General features: G+C 57.5%; 11 protein-coding genes and 4 pseudogenes. 11 read left to right on the forward strand and 4 right to left on the reverse strand.

Going from position 1 to position 16,373, the window contains the following annotated elements; all coding sequences use genetic code 11:
• Positions 1–208 precede the first annotated feature (208 nt).
• Complete coding sequence (locus KQH55_RS15300) at positions 209–361, forward strand: hypothetical protein (RefSeq protein WP_170872330.1); 153 nt, start codon at positions 209–211, stop codon at positions 359–361.
• A 10-nt stretch (positions 362–371) separates the two neighbouring features.
• Here KQH55_RS15300 and istB read toward each other — a convergent pair whose 3' ends face one another.
• Both istB and istA read right to left on the reverse strand, forming a co-directional pair.
• Positions 372–1,145: an IS21-like element helper ATPase IstB gene (gene istB, locus KQH55_RS15305; protein ID WP_076794072.1), complete on the reverse strand. Its 774-nt coding sequence runs from the start codon at positions 1,143–1,145 to the stop codon at positions 372–374.
• Positions 1,138–2,622 carry an IS21 family transposase gene (gene istA, locus KQH55_RS15310; RefSeq protein WP_235091574.1) on the reverse strand — a complete coding sequence of 495 codons (1,485 nt, stop codon included), beginning with the start codon at positions 2,620–2,622 and terminating at the stop codon, positions 1,138–1,140. Before istA ends, istB begins: the two co-directional genes overlap by 8 nt.
• 111 nt (positions 2,623–2,733) lie before the next feature.
• Here istA and KQH55_RS15315 point away from each other — a divergent pair.
• From KQH55_RS15315 to KQH55_RS15350, 8 genes and pseudogenes are all read left to right on the forward strand, one after another.
• Positions 2,734–3,744: pseudogene (locus tag KQH55_RS15315) on the forward strand (IS3 family transposase); the annotation flags it as partial.
• A 62-nt stretch (positions 3,745–3,806) separates the two neighbouring features.
• Positions 3,807–4,031: pseudogene (locus tag KQH55_RS15320) on the forward strand (IS5/IS1182 family transposase); the annotation flags it as partial.
• 437 nt (positions 4,032–4,468) lie between these two features.
• The gene (locus KQH55_RS15325) at positions 4,469–5,176 is read left to right on the forward strand and encodes a hypothetical protein (protein WP_235091575.1); all 708 of its coding nucleotides are present in this window, start codon (positions 4,469–4,471) and stop codon (positions 5,174–5,176) included.
• Between the two features lie 549 nt (positions 5,177–5,725).
• Positions 5,726–6,438, forward strand: a pseudogene (locus KQH55_RS15330) (IS5 family transposase).
• Positions 6,439–7,310: 872 nt separating this feature from the next.
• A complete protein-coding gene (locus tag KQH55_RS15335; protein WP_338893376.1) occupies positions 7,311–8,846 on the forward strand; it encodes a sodium:alanine symporter family protein in 1,536 nt (511 codons plus the stop codon).
• A 422-nt stretch (positions 8,847–9,268) separates the two neighbouring features.
• Entirely contained in the window at positions 9,269–9,508 is a 240-nt protein-coding gene (locus tag KQH55_RS15340) for a hypothetical protein (RefSeq protein ID WP_235091576.1), read from the forward strand.
• 327 nt (positions 9,509–9,835) lie between these two features.
• Entirely contained in the window at positions 9,836–10,231 is a 396-nt protein-coding gene (locus KQH55_RS15345; protein ID WP_076788726.1) for a response regulator, read from the forward strand.
• Between the two features lie 722 nt (positions 10,232–10,953).
• Positions 10,954–11,550 (forward strand): AAA family ATPase, encoded by a 597-nt coding sequence (locus KQH55_RS15350; protein ID WP_235091577.1) that lies wholly within the window; start codon positions 10,954–10,956, stop codon positions 11,548–11,550.
• 406 nt (positions 11,551–11,956) lie between these two features.
• On the opposite strand, the gene KQH55_RS15355 is transcribed toward KQH55_RS15350, so the two are convergent.
• Positions 11,957–12,322, reverse strand: a complete 366-nt coding sequence (locus tag KQH55_RS15355) for a DUF2471 family protein (RefSeq protein WP_235091578.1) — start codon at positions 12,320–12,322, stop codon at positions 11,957–11,959.
• Between the two features lie 76 nt (positions 12,323–12,398).
• On the opposite strand from KQH55_RS15355, the gene KQH55_RS15360 reads away from it, so the two are divergent.
• On the forward strand, positions 12,399–12,674 hold the full coding sequence (locus tag KQH55_RS15360) for a hypothetical protein (protein ID WP_235091579.1): 276 nt from the start codon (positions 12,399–12,401) through the stop codon (positions 12,672–12,674).
• 519 nt (positions 12,675–13,193) lie between these two features.
• On the opposite strand, the pseudogene KQH55_RS15365 reads toward KQH55_RS15360, so the two are convergent.
• Positions 13,194–13,693, reverse strand: a pseudogene (locus tag KQH55_RS15365) (hypothetical protein).
• A gap of 666 nt (positions 13,694–14,359) precedes the next feature.
• On the opposite strand from KQH55_RS15365, the gene KQH55_RS15370 reads away from it, so the two are divergent.
• Entirely contained in the window at positions 14,360–16,123 is a 1,764-nt protein-coding gene (locus KQH55_RS15370) for an autotransporter outer membrane beta-barrel domain-containing protein (RefSeq protein WP_235091580.1), read from the forward strand.
• Positions 16,124–16,373: the final 250 nt, after the last annotated feature.

Here is a 16,373-nt window from a genome sequence, read left to right on the forward strand (position 1 = left end):
GTTGATATCGCTTGGCTAAAAGTCGAGGTATCTGCTTATGGACTTTTTCCTTGCACAAAACTCTTGACAACTTTCTGCTCATAGAAGTCCGCCCTGAACAATTCGGAAACGCTGGTGCAGTAAGGCTCTGAGGCCGGAATGGTATGGTGGGATTTGCAAGAGACGGGCATATTAGCGTGAATTTCCTGCAAATTTCGACGAGGGTTGAATGGGTCCGAAGACGCCGGTGCTAGAGGGGGATTTGTTCCGCCAGCCGCTGCGCGAGCAGATCAACTTGAAGCATCCGTTAGTTCGTCTGGCCGATCTGATAGAGGTGGCTGAGTGTCTGACGTCAACTAAAAAAGCCGCCGACGACAACTAAAATTGCCGCCCTATGCTGCTACGGGGGCTGATGCCGTCGGCTTGTCGCCGGCAGCTTTTGCCCGATAGCTTTCAACGCTCATCAAGTCAAGAATGACACTGTGATGAACGACGCGGTCGATGGCCGCGAGCGTGGTCATCGGATCCTTAAAGATGCGCTTCCACTCCGAGAACACGAGGTTTGTCGTGATGATGATGCTCTTGCGCTCGTAGCGCTCAGCGAGCAACGTGAACAGCACTTCCATTTCATCTCGGTTATGCTGGACGTAGCCGATGTCGTCCAGAATAAGGCACTCAAAGCGATCTAGCTTTGCTAGTTGCTGCAGCAAACGCAGATCGCGCTTTGCTGCCAGTAGCCGCTGCACCAAGGCCCCCGTGGATGTGAACAGGACCGGGTACCCTTGCTCGACGAGCGCGTGCCCCAATGCGCAGGCAAGATGGCTTTTCCCGGCACCAGGTCGGCCGAGCGCAATCACATTGATGGCATCCTTGAGGAAGCTGCCGCTACGCAGCCGCTCGATCTGCAGGCGAGTGGCCGGATCGAATCTTTCCAGTTTTAACGTGCGCAAGTTCTTCTCGGGCAGCAGTTCGGATTGCCTCAGTAGTCGCTCGATTCGGCGCGACGCTTTCGCGGCACGTTCGATACGAGCCAGCTCGAGAAGAAACGCCTCATGAGTCAGTCCTTCCTTTTCCGCTCGCAGTGCTGTGTCTTGCACAGCTGCCGCCATGGCACCGAGATTAAGCGCACGAAGCGACACCAGCAATTCTTCACGGGCGTTATGCATGATTGCTCCGCGACGGGATTAGGGCGTCGTAGTCGCGCAAGTTGATGGTGGCCTTGCCGATTTTCGGCACCGGCGTCAGCGTAGGGCTTGCGACGAGTTCGCGCACGACATCGAGCGTCGGTATGCGATCTTCATGCAGCAAGCGGCCGATTGCTTCGTCAACTTCCGACTCGGATGTGCTCGCAGCTAAATGCAACAGGCGAAGGTATTGCTGGTCCGCCTTTGTCGGCATTGTGGCAAGCAGTGCGTCGTAGGCCCGGCGAAACATGGTCGTTGGAAACAGCTCGTCTCTGTAGCAGTAAGCCGCGAACGCGCCGGGCTTTCTCACCAGTGACCAGATCAGATGCCGATAGTCGATTCGCCGCTGATTGCGCCCGCTTAGGCGCGGCAGAGTCAGAACATGTGCCGTGCCGTGGTAAAGATCCAAGTTCTCCGAGCGGATGCGCGCCTTCAGCGTGGCGCCGATCAATCGTGACGGCACCGAGTAGTGATTGTTGAGTACCCGAACCAAACTAAAACGAGAAACGCGCACCGTGACCTCGCGCGTGAACTCCAGCGGCGCTGCGGGCAGCGCTCTAAGCGCGGCTCGCTCCGCCTCGAATCGTTGCGAGCGCGTAAGATTGCGCTGCCGAATAAGTTCGCCAAGGAAGTGTTCGTAGTCGCTGCGCGTTGCGAACTCTCGCGTGCCGCGAACCCGTAGCGCCTGGTCCACGGCCTCTTTGAGGCGAAAGTGCGATTGCTCGACGTCGCCGTTTTGGTTCGCGCATCCGGCCGTGTTCGCTGATGGCTGCATGCCGTAATGAGCAAGCAATGCACGATAGTTCTGCGTGAACTCATGCATGCCTTCGCGATCGAGCTCGCGTACGGCCGCAGTCAGATTATCGGTGCGATGCCATTGTGGAACACCGCCGATCTGCCACAGGCACGCTTCAAGCCCCTCAGCCAGCGCCTCAAAGCTCTCGGAGAAGCAAATGCGCACGGCCTCCACGTTCGAGTACGTCAGCACCAGGTGGTAGAGCAGATGCGGGAATGCCGTGCCCGAGATCGTTACTTTGAGCCTATTCATTGAAGTGAAATCGGATTGAGCCATGCGCCCGGGCACATGCTCCTGTGCAAACATGACTTCTTGTTCCGGGCCGTGACGAACTCGCCACGCTTGGATGTGCCGCTGCAACGTGCGCAGCTGGCCTTCTTGATATCGCCCCGGAAACGCCTGGCACAGCAGCGTGAATAAGGTCTTGGCCTGCAATGCCGGATCTCGCTTGAGATGCTCCTCAACCCATGGCCAATCGACGTTAAACGGATTGTCCCGCGTGCGATGCATGCGCGGCTTCTTCATTTGACTCGGTAACGTGCCAGCACGCTCGTACTTACGGAGCGTGCGCTCACTCATACCTGTTCGCGCTGCCGCCAGCTTCTGACTCGCTCCTTTACGCCGTTCTTCACGCAACAATTTGATTTCTCCGTCTTTTTTCATGCTGGCTCCGCAAGGAGCCGCATGATAGCGACGGCCGCAACCTCAACAGTTCAGCCGCCCAACACCGGCAAATCTAGTTGTCGCCACCGGCAAAAGTAATTGTCGCCAGACATCACGGAATGGAAAGGGCAGTTGCAGACGCGCGGCAGACGTGTTCGGCACGGCTGGCACGTTCTCGAGTGAGCCGCCGGTAGAGCTGAAGGCGCTGCATGCGAAGATCGGCCAGTTGACCCTGGAGCATGATTTTTTAGAAGGCGCGCTCACCAAAGCGGGATTGCTGAGCGCAAAGCGATGATTGACCGTACGCATGCGCTGCCGGTTTTGCAGCAAGCACGGCTAGTGGGCATCGCAAGATCGAGCGCGTATTATCGAGCGCAGCCGACGAGCAAGGCAGATCAGTTGCTGATGCGACGAATCGACGAACTGCATATGGAATTTCCGTTTGCCGGAGCACGGATGCTGGCGCGTTTGCTGTATCGTGAGGGGCATAAGGTCGGCCGCCGGCGTGTGCGCACGCTGATGAAGCGCATGGGCGTCGAGGCACTGTACTGCAAGCCGAACACAAGCCACCGCAACGCGCAGCACAAGCTCTGGCCGTACCTGCTGCGCCGCATGAAGATCGAGCGGGCCAACCAGGCGTGGGCACTGGACACGAGCTACATTCCGATGGCGCGCGGCTTCGTGTACCTGACGTCGGTCGTGGACTGGACAAGTCGCAAGATCCTCGCGCACCGAGTGGCCATCACGCTGGAAGCCACGCACGCTGTCGAGGCGCTCGAGGAAGCGTTTTCGCGCTACGGACAGCCCGAAATCGTTAACACAGACCAAGGCAGCCAGTTTACGGCGAACGCATTTACCGAGGCCGTGCTGGGCCGAGGCATCCGACTGTCGATGGATGGCAAGGGAAGCTGGCGCGACAACGTGTTCGTCGAACGGGTATGGCGCAGCATCAAGTATGAAGAGGTCTATCTGAAAGCGTATGAGTCGGTCAACCATGCCCGGAGCTCCATCGGCGAATACATCAAGCTGTACAACCAGAAACGCCCCCATTCGAGCCTGGCAGATCAGACGCCGGATGAGGCATACTTCGCGACGCTGCCTGCGATTAAATCGGCAGCATGAGTGCCCCGGATGTTCCACCTAACAAGCACGAAAAAATGTCCGAACAACCGAGGCCACTTCTCATGATCCGGCGGCGCAGTGCAATCGAGCCGGTCATCGGCCATATGAAAGCAGACGGTAAGCTCGATCGCAACTGGCTCAAAGGCGCGCTTGGCGATGCCATTCATGCGGTGCTGTGCGGCGCCGGCCACAACCTGCGCATGATTCTCAGGAAGCTGCGGCTTTTTTACGCTTTGATCCTGGTTGCTCTGCTCGATCGCGATGCTCACAGGTTGTCGGCAGCATGAACTCGCCGCAGAGCAAAGCGTATTGTTCAGGACGGGTTATCTATTTGCCATTTGCTGGAATTGCTTGCTGCTCACCGGTTTGTAGCGCGTTGCGGACTGTAAATTAATTTCAGTCACGTTATTGACACAACACATCATTTCATCCTTCGCCCGCAACTGGAGAGGCTTGCTGACATTGTCGCAAGTCGCGTATCTGTGCCGCACTTCTGGAGCGAGCGAAGCAACGCGACGAAAACGGCCTTCTAAAAAGTGAAATGATGTCCGCGAATCGCACAGGTAAGCCTTGTACTCATGTGATTGCGTGTCGGATTTTATTCAGTGCAAAGCCGCTTCGAAACATAGGAGATACTAAGCCGCCAATTATCATGGCCCATTTGCCAACGCTCCTTGTTACCCGCTCGACGGGGAAATATGCTAAGTCCAGCAAGCTAATAAGCATGCTAACTATGAGTAATGGATTAATTCAACCTAGTGAGGCGGCAATGTGCAGAATATCTGCAGTTATATTGATTTTTTTGTTTTCGCTTGTATCAGTACCTGCTTGGTCGGACATTGGACGATACACCACGGCTACGCCCGCTCCGCAGGACGGGGTAATGCGAGTTCAGGGAATCCAAATTACGGATATCGTGGCAGAAGATACTGCTTGCCCTGAGAATGGTCGTATAGCAAGAGATGCTAATGGAACGCCCCTCTTTTGTCAGTCCGGTCGCTGGTCCTACGCAACTGCAAGTGGCGGAAAATATATTTGTATTGGGCGAGAAGAATGTGGTTTCTCATCTGCAAAAAGAATTGAGGGCGATATTACTATGCTCTATTTATCCAAGAGAAATGAATCAAAGAAGACGCAGTGGTTCATGATTCATAGTATTCCCAAAGAATATGATCATGGAGTATGTCGTGCGGGAGGTATTGTGGCTAAAGAAAAGCCGGAATGGCTTGGGAATGATTTCATCAATCCAATACCATCTTCTCCGCCAAATAAATATGCTTTTGTAGAAAATGGAGATCGAGATTGCAGCGTAGTTATCCCCGTTCCACCGGGATCAGTTGGAACACTTCGGGTTAACAATGTTTCCGCAAGACAAGATGGCTCGAAAATTAAGGGAGATAGTTGGTTTTATAAAGTTTCTATATATGAGTAAGCGATTTTAAATGGTTAATATCATATGCTGCCTTGGGTAGTGCTCGAGGTGGCACTTGTGCAATTCTTGTTTAGCTTCATGGGAGTGCTACTTCTGTATGGGTGGTGTGAGGAGTAGGTGATTCATCGTCGTTAAACTGTAACTATACTTCACCACCCAAGTCATACGACTTGCCGATTGCTTACATAATGACGGAAGGACATAGCCAAGCGAACTACGAAGAATGCTATAGGAAGAGCTTTGTGTAATATAAACAACGGAGTTAATAATTGGACAAGTACAATAACTTACTTTTTGCTGCTCTCTCGCAGTGGCCGGTATCGCAGCCAGTGCAACCAGTATCGCTTCCGGGGGGTTATCAGAATTTTGGGACGGGTCTCCCTCAGTTTAGTGGCCACCTCTGCGTTAAGATTTCCGGCTGCGCTTCCTCTAGAGCGTGTTAGGCACTTTTGATCAGAGTTGTTACCCTGTGGGGATGACAGAACGCAAGCCTTACCGACGGATGTATCGAACGAGGAATGGAGCTTTGCCACTGCCTACCTGACTTTAATGAACGAAGGCGCACCGCAGCGTTGATACGAACTGCGCGAAATGTTCAACGCGCTGCGCTGGATGGCGCGAGCGGGTGCATCGTGGCGTATGCTGCCGACCAACTTCCGCCGTAGGAACGAGTCTATCAGCAAACGCAGCGTTGGCTGAACGCGGGTTGCTTCGAAGCGGTGATCAACGATTTGCGTTCGGTGCTGCGCGTGGCGCAACAGCACCAGGCACAGCGCAGTGCAGTGCAGTTATCCTGGATGGTCGCACGTTGCAGTCCACGTGCGAAAGCGGTCCGCGTGCGGGCTACGACGATCATCAGCGCAAGCAAGGCAGTAAGGTATATGGCTGAGGACACGCTGGGTCTGCTGCTGGCGGTGCACATTACGCCGGCCAACGCGCAGGAGCGCACACAGGTGGCCGAGCTTGCACGTCAGGTTCAGCATGTCACCGTTCAGACGGTGAAACTTGCATTCGCTGACTGGGGCTCTACGGGCGACACGCCTGCGCAGGCCGGTCGCGATGAAGGCGTGGAGCTGCAGGTCATCAAACTGCCTGAGGCAAAGAAGGGCTTGGTGCTGCTGCCACGCCGCTGGGTGGTCGAGCGCAACTTCGTCTGGCTTAACTGGTTCAGGCGACTGGTCCGCGACGACGAGCGCCTGCCCGAAACCCTGGCCGGCCTGCATTTCGTCGTCTTCGCTATGCTCATGCTGTACCCATTATGAAAAGTGCATAACACGCTCTAGGGCATTTGACAGCAATCGCATCGGTGAAGCCGTGCCACGCTAAACAGCGGCGTCACGCCCAAAATTTCGCCGCTTAAGGTCGCGGTCTTTCAACTAGGCTATTTCCCTCACAAAGCGACCTTAGGCTGGCTGCCAGCGGCCCAGGCCACACAGTATCCAAATAAAGTTACCAAGAGCCTGGCCGTGGCGAGTCTGCTGGCTGCTGACGCGCCCCGCGCACAAGCCGTAGCAGCGCCGTACAGGTACACGGCAACCCAAAACAATTTTTGTAGAACAAAAAAAGCGGGCCCCATTTGCTGGGACCCGCGTCAGTATTGGTGCCGGCTGCAGGACTCGAACCCGCCACCTGATGATTACAAATCAAATGGGCATCCGACGGGGAATTCGTTGACTATTCAATGTGTTTCGCCGAACAGCAATGCATTCAATTTCCATCCGCTGCGATTTGCCCAGACGCAAAACAGGATGTGTTTTTTCTCCACGCGCGGACACACGAGGGCAGCCAACGGTTCGGGGCGACGCGACAGGCGACGTCGATAACGAGAATACCCGCGATCATCGATGAACCAAGTTCCGACGTTCTCAACGATACTCTATCGCGCTGTTTGTAGTCCTGGCTGGCACTATCCGGGAACGTTGATAAGCCGCAATGGCTGCGATGCGCACGGTGGCCGCTGCTACTTCGAAGTCGAACTCTTTCACTGTTAGGGTTTTCGGTAATTAATACCGATTCGTGCAGCGATACAGCAAATACCCGTAATTAATTCTCCTGGAACCACCCCTACGGCGGCTCGTTATGTGTAAAATTCGGACGCTGAAATCAATTCGTAAGGGTTGTAACAGGAATGAGCGTGGAAGTTTTTCTGGCATCGGCCATTGGCCACCTGAACGGAGTGTTGTGGAACTACATGCTGATCGCGCTGTTGCTGGGTGCGGGAGCATGGTTCACATGGCGCTTTGCCGGCATCCAGCTTCGCGCGCTGCCGCTGAGCGTGCAGACGCTGTTTCGCGACGATGGCGAAGGCAAGCGCAAGGGCGATGGCATTTCCTCGTTCCAAGCCTTTGCCACGGGGCTTGCGAGCCGGGTCGGCACGGGCAACATCGTGGGCGTCGCCGTTGCGTTGAGCGCGGGCGGTCCCGGTGCGATCTTCTGGATGTGGCTGACCGCGCTGCTCGGCATGGCGCTCGCATTCGTTGAGGCCACGCTCGCGCAGATATTCAAGGTGTCCCATCACGACAACACTTTTCGTGGCGGCCCGGCCTACTATATCTGGGTTGGATTGCGTTCCAGGCGCCTCGGGATGGTGTTTGCCGCATCGTTGATTCTTGCGTTCGGCCTCGTGTTCAACGCGGTGCAGGCCAATTCGGTCGCGGACGCACTGCATGCGTCGTTCGGCACGGACCGGGTTGTCACGGGAGCCTTGCTGATCGTGTTGATCGCGCCGGTGATCTTTGGCGGGATTCGCCGCATTGCACGCATCGCGCAGTTCCTCGTGCCGGTGATGGCCTTCGGCTACCTTGCACTGGCCGGCTACGTACTGTTGGCACACTTGAGTTCGTTCCCGGCGGTGATCGCGTTGATCGTGCGCAGTGCGTTTGGCCTCGAGCAGGCGGTCGGCGGCGTCGCAGGCTACGCCATCAGCCAGATCGTCGCGGTCGGTATCAAGCGCGGACTGTTCTCAAACGAGGCGGGTATGGGTAGCGCGCCGAACGCGGCAGCGACCGCCACCACGCGCCATCCTGTCACGCAGGGCCTGATCCAGATGCTCGGCGTGTTCGTCGACACGATCCTGATCTGCAGTGCGACGGCGTTGATCATTTTGTTGTCTGGCGAGTACCAGCCTGGCGCGCCGGTCGAGGGTGCAGTGCTCACGCAGCGCGCGATGTCCAGCCATGTCGGCGATTGGGGCGCGACGTTCCTGACGTGTGCGATCTTCATGCTCGCGTTCTCGTCGATCATGGGCAACTATGCGTGTGCCGAGGGCAACGTCATGTTCATCACACGGCGCAAGGACGTGTTGGTCGGGTTCCGATGCGCGGTGCTCGGCATGGTGATGTTTGGCAGCGTCGCGAAGTTGCCGCTGATCTGGTCGATGGCCGACTTGAGCATGGGGCTGATGGCTACGATCAACTTGTTGGCAGTCTTGGCGCTTGGCAAGTATGCACGCGCTGCATGGCTCGACTATTGTGCTCAGCGTAACGCTGGCATCGCGCAACCCGTGTTCAACCGGCACACGATCACCGGCTTGGATGCGATATTGCCGGAGGGCGCATGGAGTGGCGATGCATATCGCCCTTCCGCCGCCCGACAGAGCATTGGCACGCAATCGGTTTCGAAAGGAGTGCGCTCGCGCTCGGTGCCGGCTTGGGCAACCGACTCCAAGTAACTGGCGATAATGTTGTCGGCGCTGCGGTGCTGCGGCGTCGCGTGGCTGAAAGCCGCAGCCGTGGCGCCCGCGGCGCCACGCGCGGTTGACGGCATGGCTGCCACAGGTACCGTACTGCTGTGTACTGTGGCGGCATGGGCGGTGCGGGCGCACTGGCCCGATCGCAGTGAGTCGGGCAAACATCTGTTGGCCGGCAGCGTTGCTGTAGGGCTTCCATCTTGGCACGGGCTGTTGTGGGCTTGAGCAGGGATGCGGCGCCGCTGTGATGGCCCTGTTAGGTGCGCTGCAGCCGCTATTGACGGCAGTTGTGGCATCGCGGTTGTTTGGAAAGCGACTCTCGTCGCTAGGTTGGACGGGCTTTGTTGGTGGGCTTGGCGCAGTGACGCGTCCTGCTGCCTAAACTCGCAGCGCATGATACCGCTGTGCTGCCCCATGCGGTCGCTGGCGCGACCGGCACGGCGCAGTGGATCGTGGTGATTGCGGCGATCTTCGCGGTATTGTCGATCATGGCGGGGACGCTGTATCAGAAAGCTTCGTTGTCGAATGTGCATTTGACCAGCGCCACCGCGTTACAGAACGCCGGCGCTGCGCTGGACGCCACCGCTTTCGCGCTGGTGCTTGGCGAACACCGCTGTGTCGCCGCGCCCCAACTGTGGGCGTAGTTGGCATGGGGTATCGTGATGCCGTCGGGTTTCGCGACGACCCTGCTGGTCCGGATGGTGCGACGCGGTGACGCCGGGTGACGGCCCTGCTGTTCCTGGTGCTACCGTTGGCTGCGTCTGGAGTTAACTAGGCGTTTGGCGAAACGTTGCTGCCGGTGCAATGGATCGGATTCGCCGTCGCGTTGGCGGGCGTGCTGCTTGCTCGCATACGAGCGTCCGCCTGCTGAGCTGGTTGTCGATCGTGTATGCGGGTGTTTTCTTATATGCTTGAGTGCGCGCGAGTTGCCGCATCCGGGAGCGGCGGCACTCGGATGGTTGGAGCTAAACGTGACGACGACTGTACTTCTTGTCGACGACGACCCGGAAACCCTCGCTGCCTGGGCCATTTGCTGCACGCAGCAGGGCTATGGGGTGCAGAGTGCCACTGACGGCGGGCATGCGCTAGCGCTGCTCGACGCGACACAAATCGATATTGTCGTGGCCGATTGGCGCATGCCCAGGATGTCGGGGAGCGCATTGTGTCAGGCGATACGTAATCATCCCGTGCTTGCCGACACGCTGTTCATTCTTGTGTCGGGCGAATCCAGTCCGCCCGCGTTCGTCCGCTACGACGCGTTTCTGCGCAAGCCGCTGGATTATCCTGAATTGTTTTCGACGATGCGTCGGTTGCTTGACGCGCGTGCCGAGGAGCGTGCCGCGACGCGCAGGCTGCCGAGCGTCTGATGCCTTCCGCGGCGTGGCGCTGGCTCCTGGCCGCTACGTGTGCCCGGCCATTGGCGCTGGTGCCTGCAAGTGATCTAGGTCCCTGGCCGCTGGGCGCTGCACGGCCTTGGTTGGACGGCTGATTGAACCTACTGGTCGCCGCTCTGCCCGGCGTGGGTGCCGCACGCAACGATGCAATTGTGTTCGCGTTGACCATTCAGTTGGCGTTGCGCGGTGCCGCTGACATAACCTCATAGCGCCATCGTCGTTGCCGCAGGCTCCGGACGACTTGCTGTTGCGTGTGGCTCAGCTGTATGACGGCGATCCGCCGCAACTGCACCGCCTGATGCAGGCGTGCGCACTGGCGGTGGATGGCCGACTTGAACGTCGGGACCGCGGTGGCAGCAGCGGAAACCTTTGCACTGGACTCGCAATACATCAAGCGGACGCTGCCCGCGCAACATAGCGTATTGCGGGCAGCAGTCGGATGCCGCGTCCGGACGGGCTTGTCAATGGTTGATTTGCAAATAGTCGAGCCTGCGGTAGCTGAATCCGCGACCGACTAGGTTTGCGAGCGGCTCGTTCTGCGGGTGGCTGGAAACGGCTGAATCCGCAGGCAGATGAGTTTGCAGGCGAAGGGGGCTACGTATGGCTGAGCCGGCGGAGCCTGCGAATGGTTGGATGTGCAAATGGTTGAATCTGTGAATAGCTGATCTGTGAAGGATTGAATCGGGACAACGCCAATGGCCGACAACGAGTTCACTTATGTTGAGCACTTCCATGTGATTACCGGGGGACCAGGATCGGGCAAGAGCATGCTGCTCGACGCACTGCAGGCGGCTGGCTATGCGCGTTCGGTCGAAGCAGGCAGGGGGGTGATCCAGGACCAGGTGCGGATTGGCGGCCCAGCGCTGCCGTGGCATGATCCCGTGTTGTTTGCGCAGTGGATGCTGTGCTGGGAGATGCGCTCGTATCATTTGGCTCACGAGCGCAGCGTGCCGGTACTGTTCGATCGAGGCGTGCCCGACGTCGTCGGTTATCTTCGTCTCTGCGGCTTGCCGGTGCCGCCACACGTGCTACGCGCCGCGCAATCGTTTCGCTATAACCGCCAAGTATTTATCGCGCCTCCTTGGCGCGAGATTTTTGTGCAGGATGTCGAAAGAAAGCAAGATTTCGACGAAGCACGGCGCACATACGACGTGATGGTCTCGACATACGATACGCTGGGCTACCAGTTGGTCGAGCTGCCTTGCGGGCCGGTGAGTGAGCGGGCCCGGTTTGTCATTGAGCAGATCGCGCGCGGCGACCACCGCGGCGGTCACGAGGGCTGTCGATCGTAGTGGATCGCCCTGGCGTGCCGGCGCCGGTCCCCACCGCTGCACGGCGCGTCGATGCGAACGGTCAGCACAAGTCATAATAGGATCGCTCGCAACAAGCCTCCTTCCTTGGACGTATCGCTGGCAACTCGCCGTACGTCGTTCAAACGCGGTGTAGTACTGTGCGGCACTGGGCATGCATACAGCGCCTGGTGCAAATCTGGTATGTCACGTTGGCGCGACCGGCAGCGTTTGCACGCGGTGCGATCGTCGGCAGCGATTGCCGTTCTGTCAACGGTTTGCGCTGCATATGCCCAGTTTACCCACAGCCTTCCCAACACATTCTGGGGATAACACGATACCGCGGCAAGCTATCGGTCCGCACCGTCGCCCCGCGCAGTCTCTGCGCAAGTCGGCGCGCTTGCACAGGCTACGACATTGCAGCCGTTTTGCATTGGACTTGCGGTGGCCCGGGCGCCGGCGTCGCGACCAGACCATAGACGTCGAACACGAACCACGTAATCAGCGGCACGCGTTGCACGCCTGACACGCATACCGCCTCGTCCGAGTGCGGAAAGTCGTGCTCCGGCGATGGTGAGAACAGAGCAAGCAACGAGGCATCGTGGCGGCCGCTCAGTCCGAGGTCGGACAGCGCCTCTGCTTCGATGTTGTGAAGGCGCCGCCATGTCAGTGGCTCGTCGCGAACCCGATAGCGTCCGGCGATCGCATGCACGATTCGCCGCAAATCGGCGGCGGCGCGATCAAACGCCCGTTTCGAGAAAAATGCGTCGTCCATCTTCATCTCCTTGTGTGTGTATACTGTATATTTATACAGGTGTTGAAGCAAGCCACGTTTTTCCGGAGGTGCCACAATGCCCGACAAACCCATGCGTCGCTCGATGCCGCAGGTGGCGGCATTCGTGGATGCACTACGGGCGGCGTTCGGCGACGTGGAAATCGATTCGATGATCGCGAGCGGCATGGCCGGCGAGCCGGTGTTCTATGCACGGGAAGGGGGTGAGTCGATCGGCACGCCTGTGCCGTGCAGCAGTGAAGGGTGGCGTGGTGCCGGCCTGGCCGCGCGCCACTATTGTCCCGGCTGCAGTGGCGATTGCGTCGGTACCGCACGCCGCTGCATCAAGCCGTAGCAGCCCCGTTTTCTGTTGGCGCGACAGGCACTTAGCATGCGTATCCAATGGTTGTCCACATCGTTGCAAACAAAATTTGTGAATAAGCCGGTGTAGATTTGGGCGTCGGTGGCTGCGACACCCATCGGGTGTCGAGCGCTATCGTTCAATCCAATGAGAGTCGAAAATGATCTTTGCTTGCCGGCCTCGACTCGCGTGCCTGTGGCTCGTCGTGTTGTTTTTTTGCCACCGCGCAACTTGTGCTTGCGCATATTCATCTCACTCGGTAGTTGCCAGGGCCCAGCGACACGATCAGTCTCGCGCAGCAGGACGTATGAATTGCGCCGCTTGGGTCGGTGATCATTGAGCTGACCGACGTGGCGTGAAAGCGGTGTCGGCCGGCACGAACTGCGCAAGGTCAGCTGTTCGTTGCACGTTATTGCGCGGTGGGGAACAAGTGCCGCGGGCTCAAGCACTTGCGCCGTTTGTCCCGAGGATATTCACAGGGACGTTCACAAAATCTGTGGAGAACTGCGTCCACTAGTGTCCGCGCATCATGCTCGACCGTGAGGTCATCGTCACCGTGTGGTCAGAGCCGAAGTGCACGTTGAAATAGCCTGCCTGCGTCACGTTACCCTCACGCCATGCCCAACTCCAGACCGTTTCTTGCTTCACTGGTTAGACGGCGACGTCACCGGGCTTGCCAGCAGATATGTCGCACTTCGTCTTCTGTCATGCCGACATGGGTCCATGTGAAATTGTCAGCGGACAATGCATCTGTGACCGTAACCCACTTGCTGTCTCCGCCGATATCGACCGTGTTCAGGCCTTGAGGACCGCGGGGGTATTCGAGGCGTCCCGATCCCCTCGCGAAGGTCCTTTGGTTTCCGGTTTCCCCATCTGATCATGGATCTATTGTTCAGTCGTGATCCCGGGCGTGAAGTTCTTGCACAGTAGCGAGTCTGGTTTGTTCAAATTGAAATTTGCTTTCAATGTGCGCATGGCTTGGCCACTGGCGGATTGTTGCAGCCGTCGATCAGTAGAGTACATCCGAGTATAGCGGCGAAGACCAGGCCGGGTGTCAACAAGCACAACCGTCGCGTCTGTTCGTTTTGGTGTTTATTTTCTGTAAATCCCGTAATTAATGTCGGAGCCAGTTCTATTAAGCGGGTTTGTAGTTGGCATCGGTCAGATAGCGCTCAACGCTCTTGATACTGAGGAGTTTATTTCAGTCTTTATCCGCCATTTCCTTACCTAATGACGCAGTCGATGTAAGCAAATCGTCAGTAAGCCGTTAGAGTGCGGTAGGTCATCGTTGCTGGCTTATAGATCGATATCGTGAAAGAACTGGCGTGCTGTTTGTGCAAGTATGAAAAAAGAAGTTGTGCTGTGTAATTTCAGAATTTTAACTGTTTGGTTTGTTAATAAATTGGCATTATTTTAAAGATATGAATTTAAAGTTAACTCGTGGTCAGTGCGCAGAACGTACCCGTCGATTTTCATCGAACCGCGTGCTGCGCGCGATTATGTCGTGCGCAATCGTCTATTTCGCAGTAGATAGCGCGGATGTAAATGCTACAGAAGAAAGAAAAAACGAGTTGCACGTATCGGGTTCTTCCAATTCTGAGCCGCCGGCGGGGCTAAGTAAAAGGGCGCAGAAGAAGTGGAAAAAAGAAACGCAGCGGTTAGCTCTAGAGAGGCGGGAAGTGAAGCGGGCAGCTCTAGACGAGCAGGAAGCGAAGCGGGTTCTTTTAGAAGTAATACGAGAGCATGAAGTGGGTCCAAAGGAGGAAACCCCGTCGCCAGTTTCTAAGGAAGAGGTACGCCAGCAGCCAAAGGAAGCGTCGAATCGCGCAGAAGAGAAAACGTTGCGGCAGCAAGAGCGGGAAAAGGAAGCGCAGCAAGCGAACAACGAGCTGCATCTGTCAGATCTAGAGCAGCAATTAATACAACAGCAGGAAGTGGGTCCAAAGGAGGAAACGCCGTCGCCGGTCCCTAAGGAAGAGGCACGCCAGCAGCCAGAAGAAGTGTCGAGTCGCGTAGGAAAGGAAACGGTGCAGTATCAAGAAAGCTGGGGTTTCGTAGAAGAGGAAACGGTGCAGCATCAAGAAAGCTGGGGTTTCGTAGAAGAGGAAACGGTGCAGCATCAAGAAAGCTGGGGTTTCGTAGAAGAGGAAACGGCGCAGCATCAAGAAAGCTGGGGTTTCGTAGAAGAGGAAACGGCGCAGCGTCAAAAGAGCCGGAGTATCCCAGAAGAGGAAACGGAGCAGCAGGAAGAAGTCCAGACTGTCGTAGAAGAGGAACCGACGCAGCAAGAGAGCGCGGCCGTCGAGCCGGAGTCGCGCGAGACTGCCGCATTGATCGACGACAAGCCTTCTCCCGACGATCGTCTGCGCGAAATGATCGCCTCGTACCCTCTGCTGGAGGGCAACGCGCTTTACAGTGCCGAGCGCATGTCGGAAGATGGCACCATCGTGGTGGGCGAAGGCTTCATCAACGGACGCGCACAGCCATTCATTGCGCGTGACGATGGAGGCAAGGTCGGGATTGTGGGCTTGTTCGACCTGAACGACTCGTTGAACAACGCGACCTTGTACAGTTCCGTGTTGCAATCCGCGGTGCAAACGTTTGTCCAGGACGGCATGCGTTGCAGCAGCTTCGACCAATACGGCGTGTGCATCTCGGCTGGCGCGCTATACAGCCACAATGCGGGCAAAGTGAACGGTGCGAACTGGCAGGGCGAATTCAGTACGGCATACCGAATCAACGACGACTGGACTGCCGGTTTGGGCTACCAGGCGCCGAGCTATCGCTTTGACGTAGGTAACGACACAATGCGTAACCGTGCCAGCTTGTTCGGGTTATTCGCCGAGTACGGAACCCATACTCGCCCGGGCGTGTTTGCCCGTGTCGCGCTTGGCTATCAGCAAGGCGACTTGTCCATCAACCGGTCTTACCTGACTGCCTCCGGCGTGGACCGGTCCAACGGCGACACGACGGTCGCGCAGCGCGCCGTGTCGACGCAGGGTGGTTACGTGTTCGCCGTACGGAACGCCAGCATCATGCCTTACCTGGGCATTGACTACTTGCGCACAAAACTCGGCGACTACACTGAGACGTCCGGCCAGTTCCCGGTTCGTTTTAATGCCCGTACCGACGAAAACGTATATGGCACAGTGGGACTTAGCGGTCACCTGCGCTTCACCGATCAAACGGTCATTTCGGCGGGCGTCAAGCACGTCCAACGATTGAGCAGGAGCAACGATCCGGTGTCGGCCAGCGTGCCAGGGTTCGATCCGTTTGTGGTCGGCGCGCAGTCAACACGCCAATGGAGCGAGATTAGTGTCGGTGGCCGGTTTGCGACACCCGTAAAAGCGTCAAGCTTGGATATCGGATACCGCCGTCGCTTTGCAAGTGGTGCGGCGATCGCGCAGGATATGGGGTCGGTGTTCTTCACGATGGGCTTCTGATCTTCACTGTGGCGCGGGCTGCTGTGGACGACGCGCGCGTCGGCGTGCACGAATGCCCTGCGTATCTCGAAGCGCACGGCATCGACTACTTTGCCGTGCGCGTCCACCCGCTCCAACAGACGACGGCTGCGGCGACCAGTCGATGTGCCTTACGGAACCGAGCTTGCTGCCCAGTCGTCAGAACACTGCCTCCAATGCGCCGCCCGCGCGCTCGAAGCCGACGCGTTGCCGGACGGCCGGGATGTTGGAC

The organism is Mycetohabitans sp. B3, assembly GCF_021498065.1.
Lineage (GTDB): Bacteria > Pseudomonadota > Gammaproteobacteria > Burkholderiales > Burkholderiaceae > Mycetohabitans.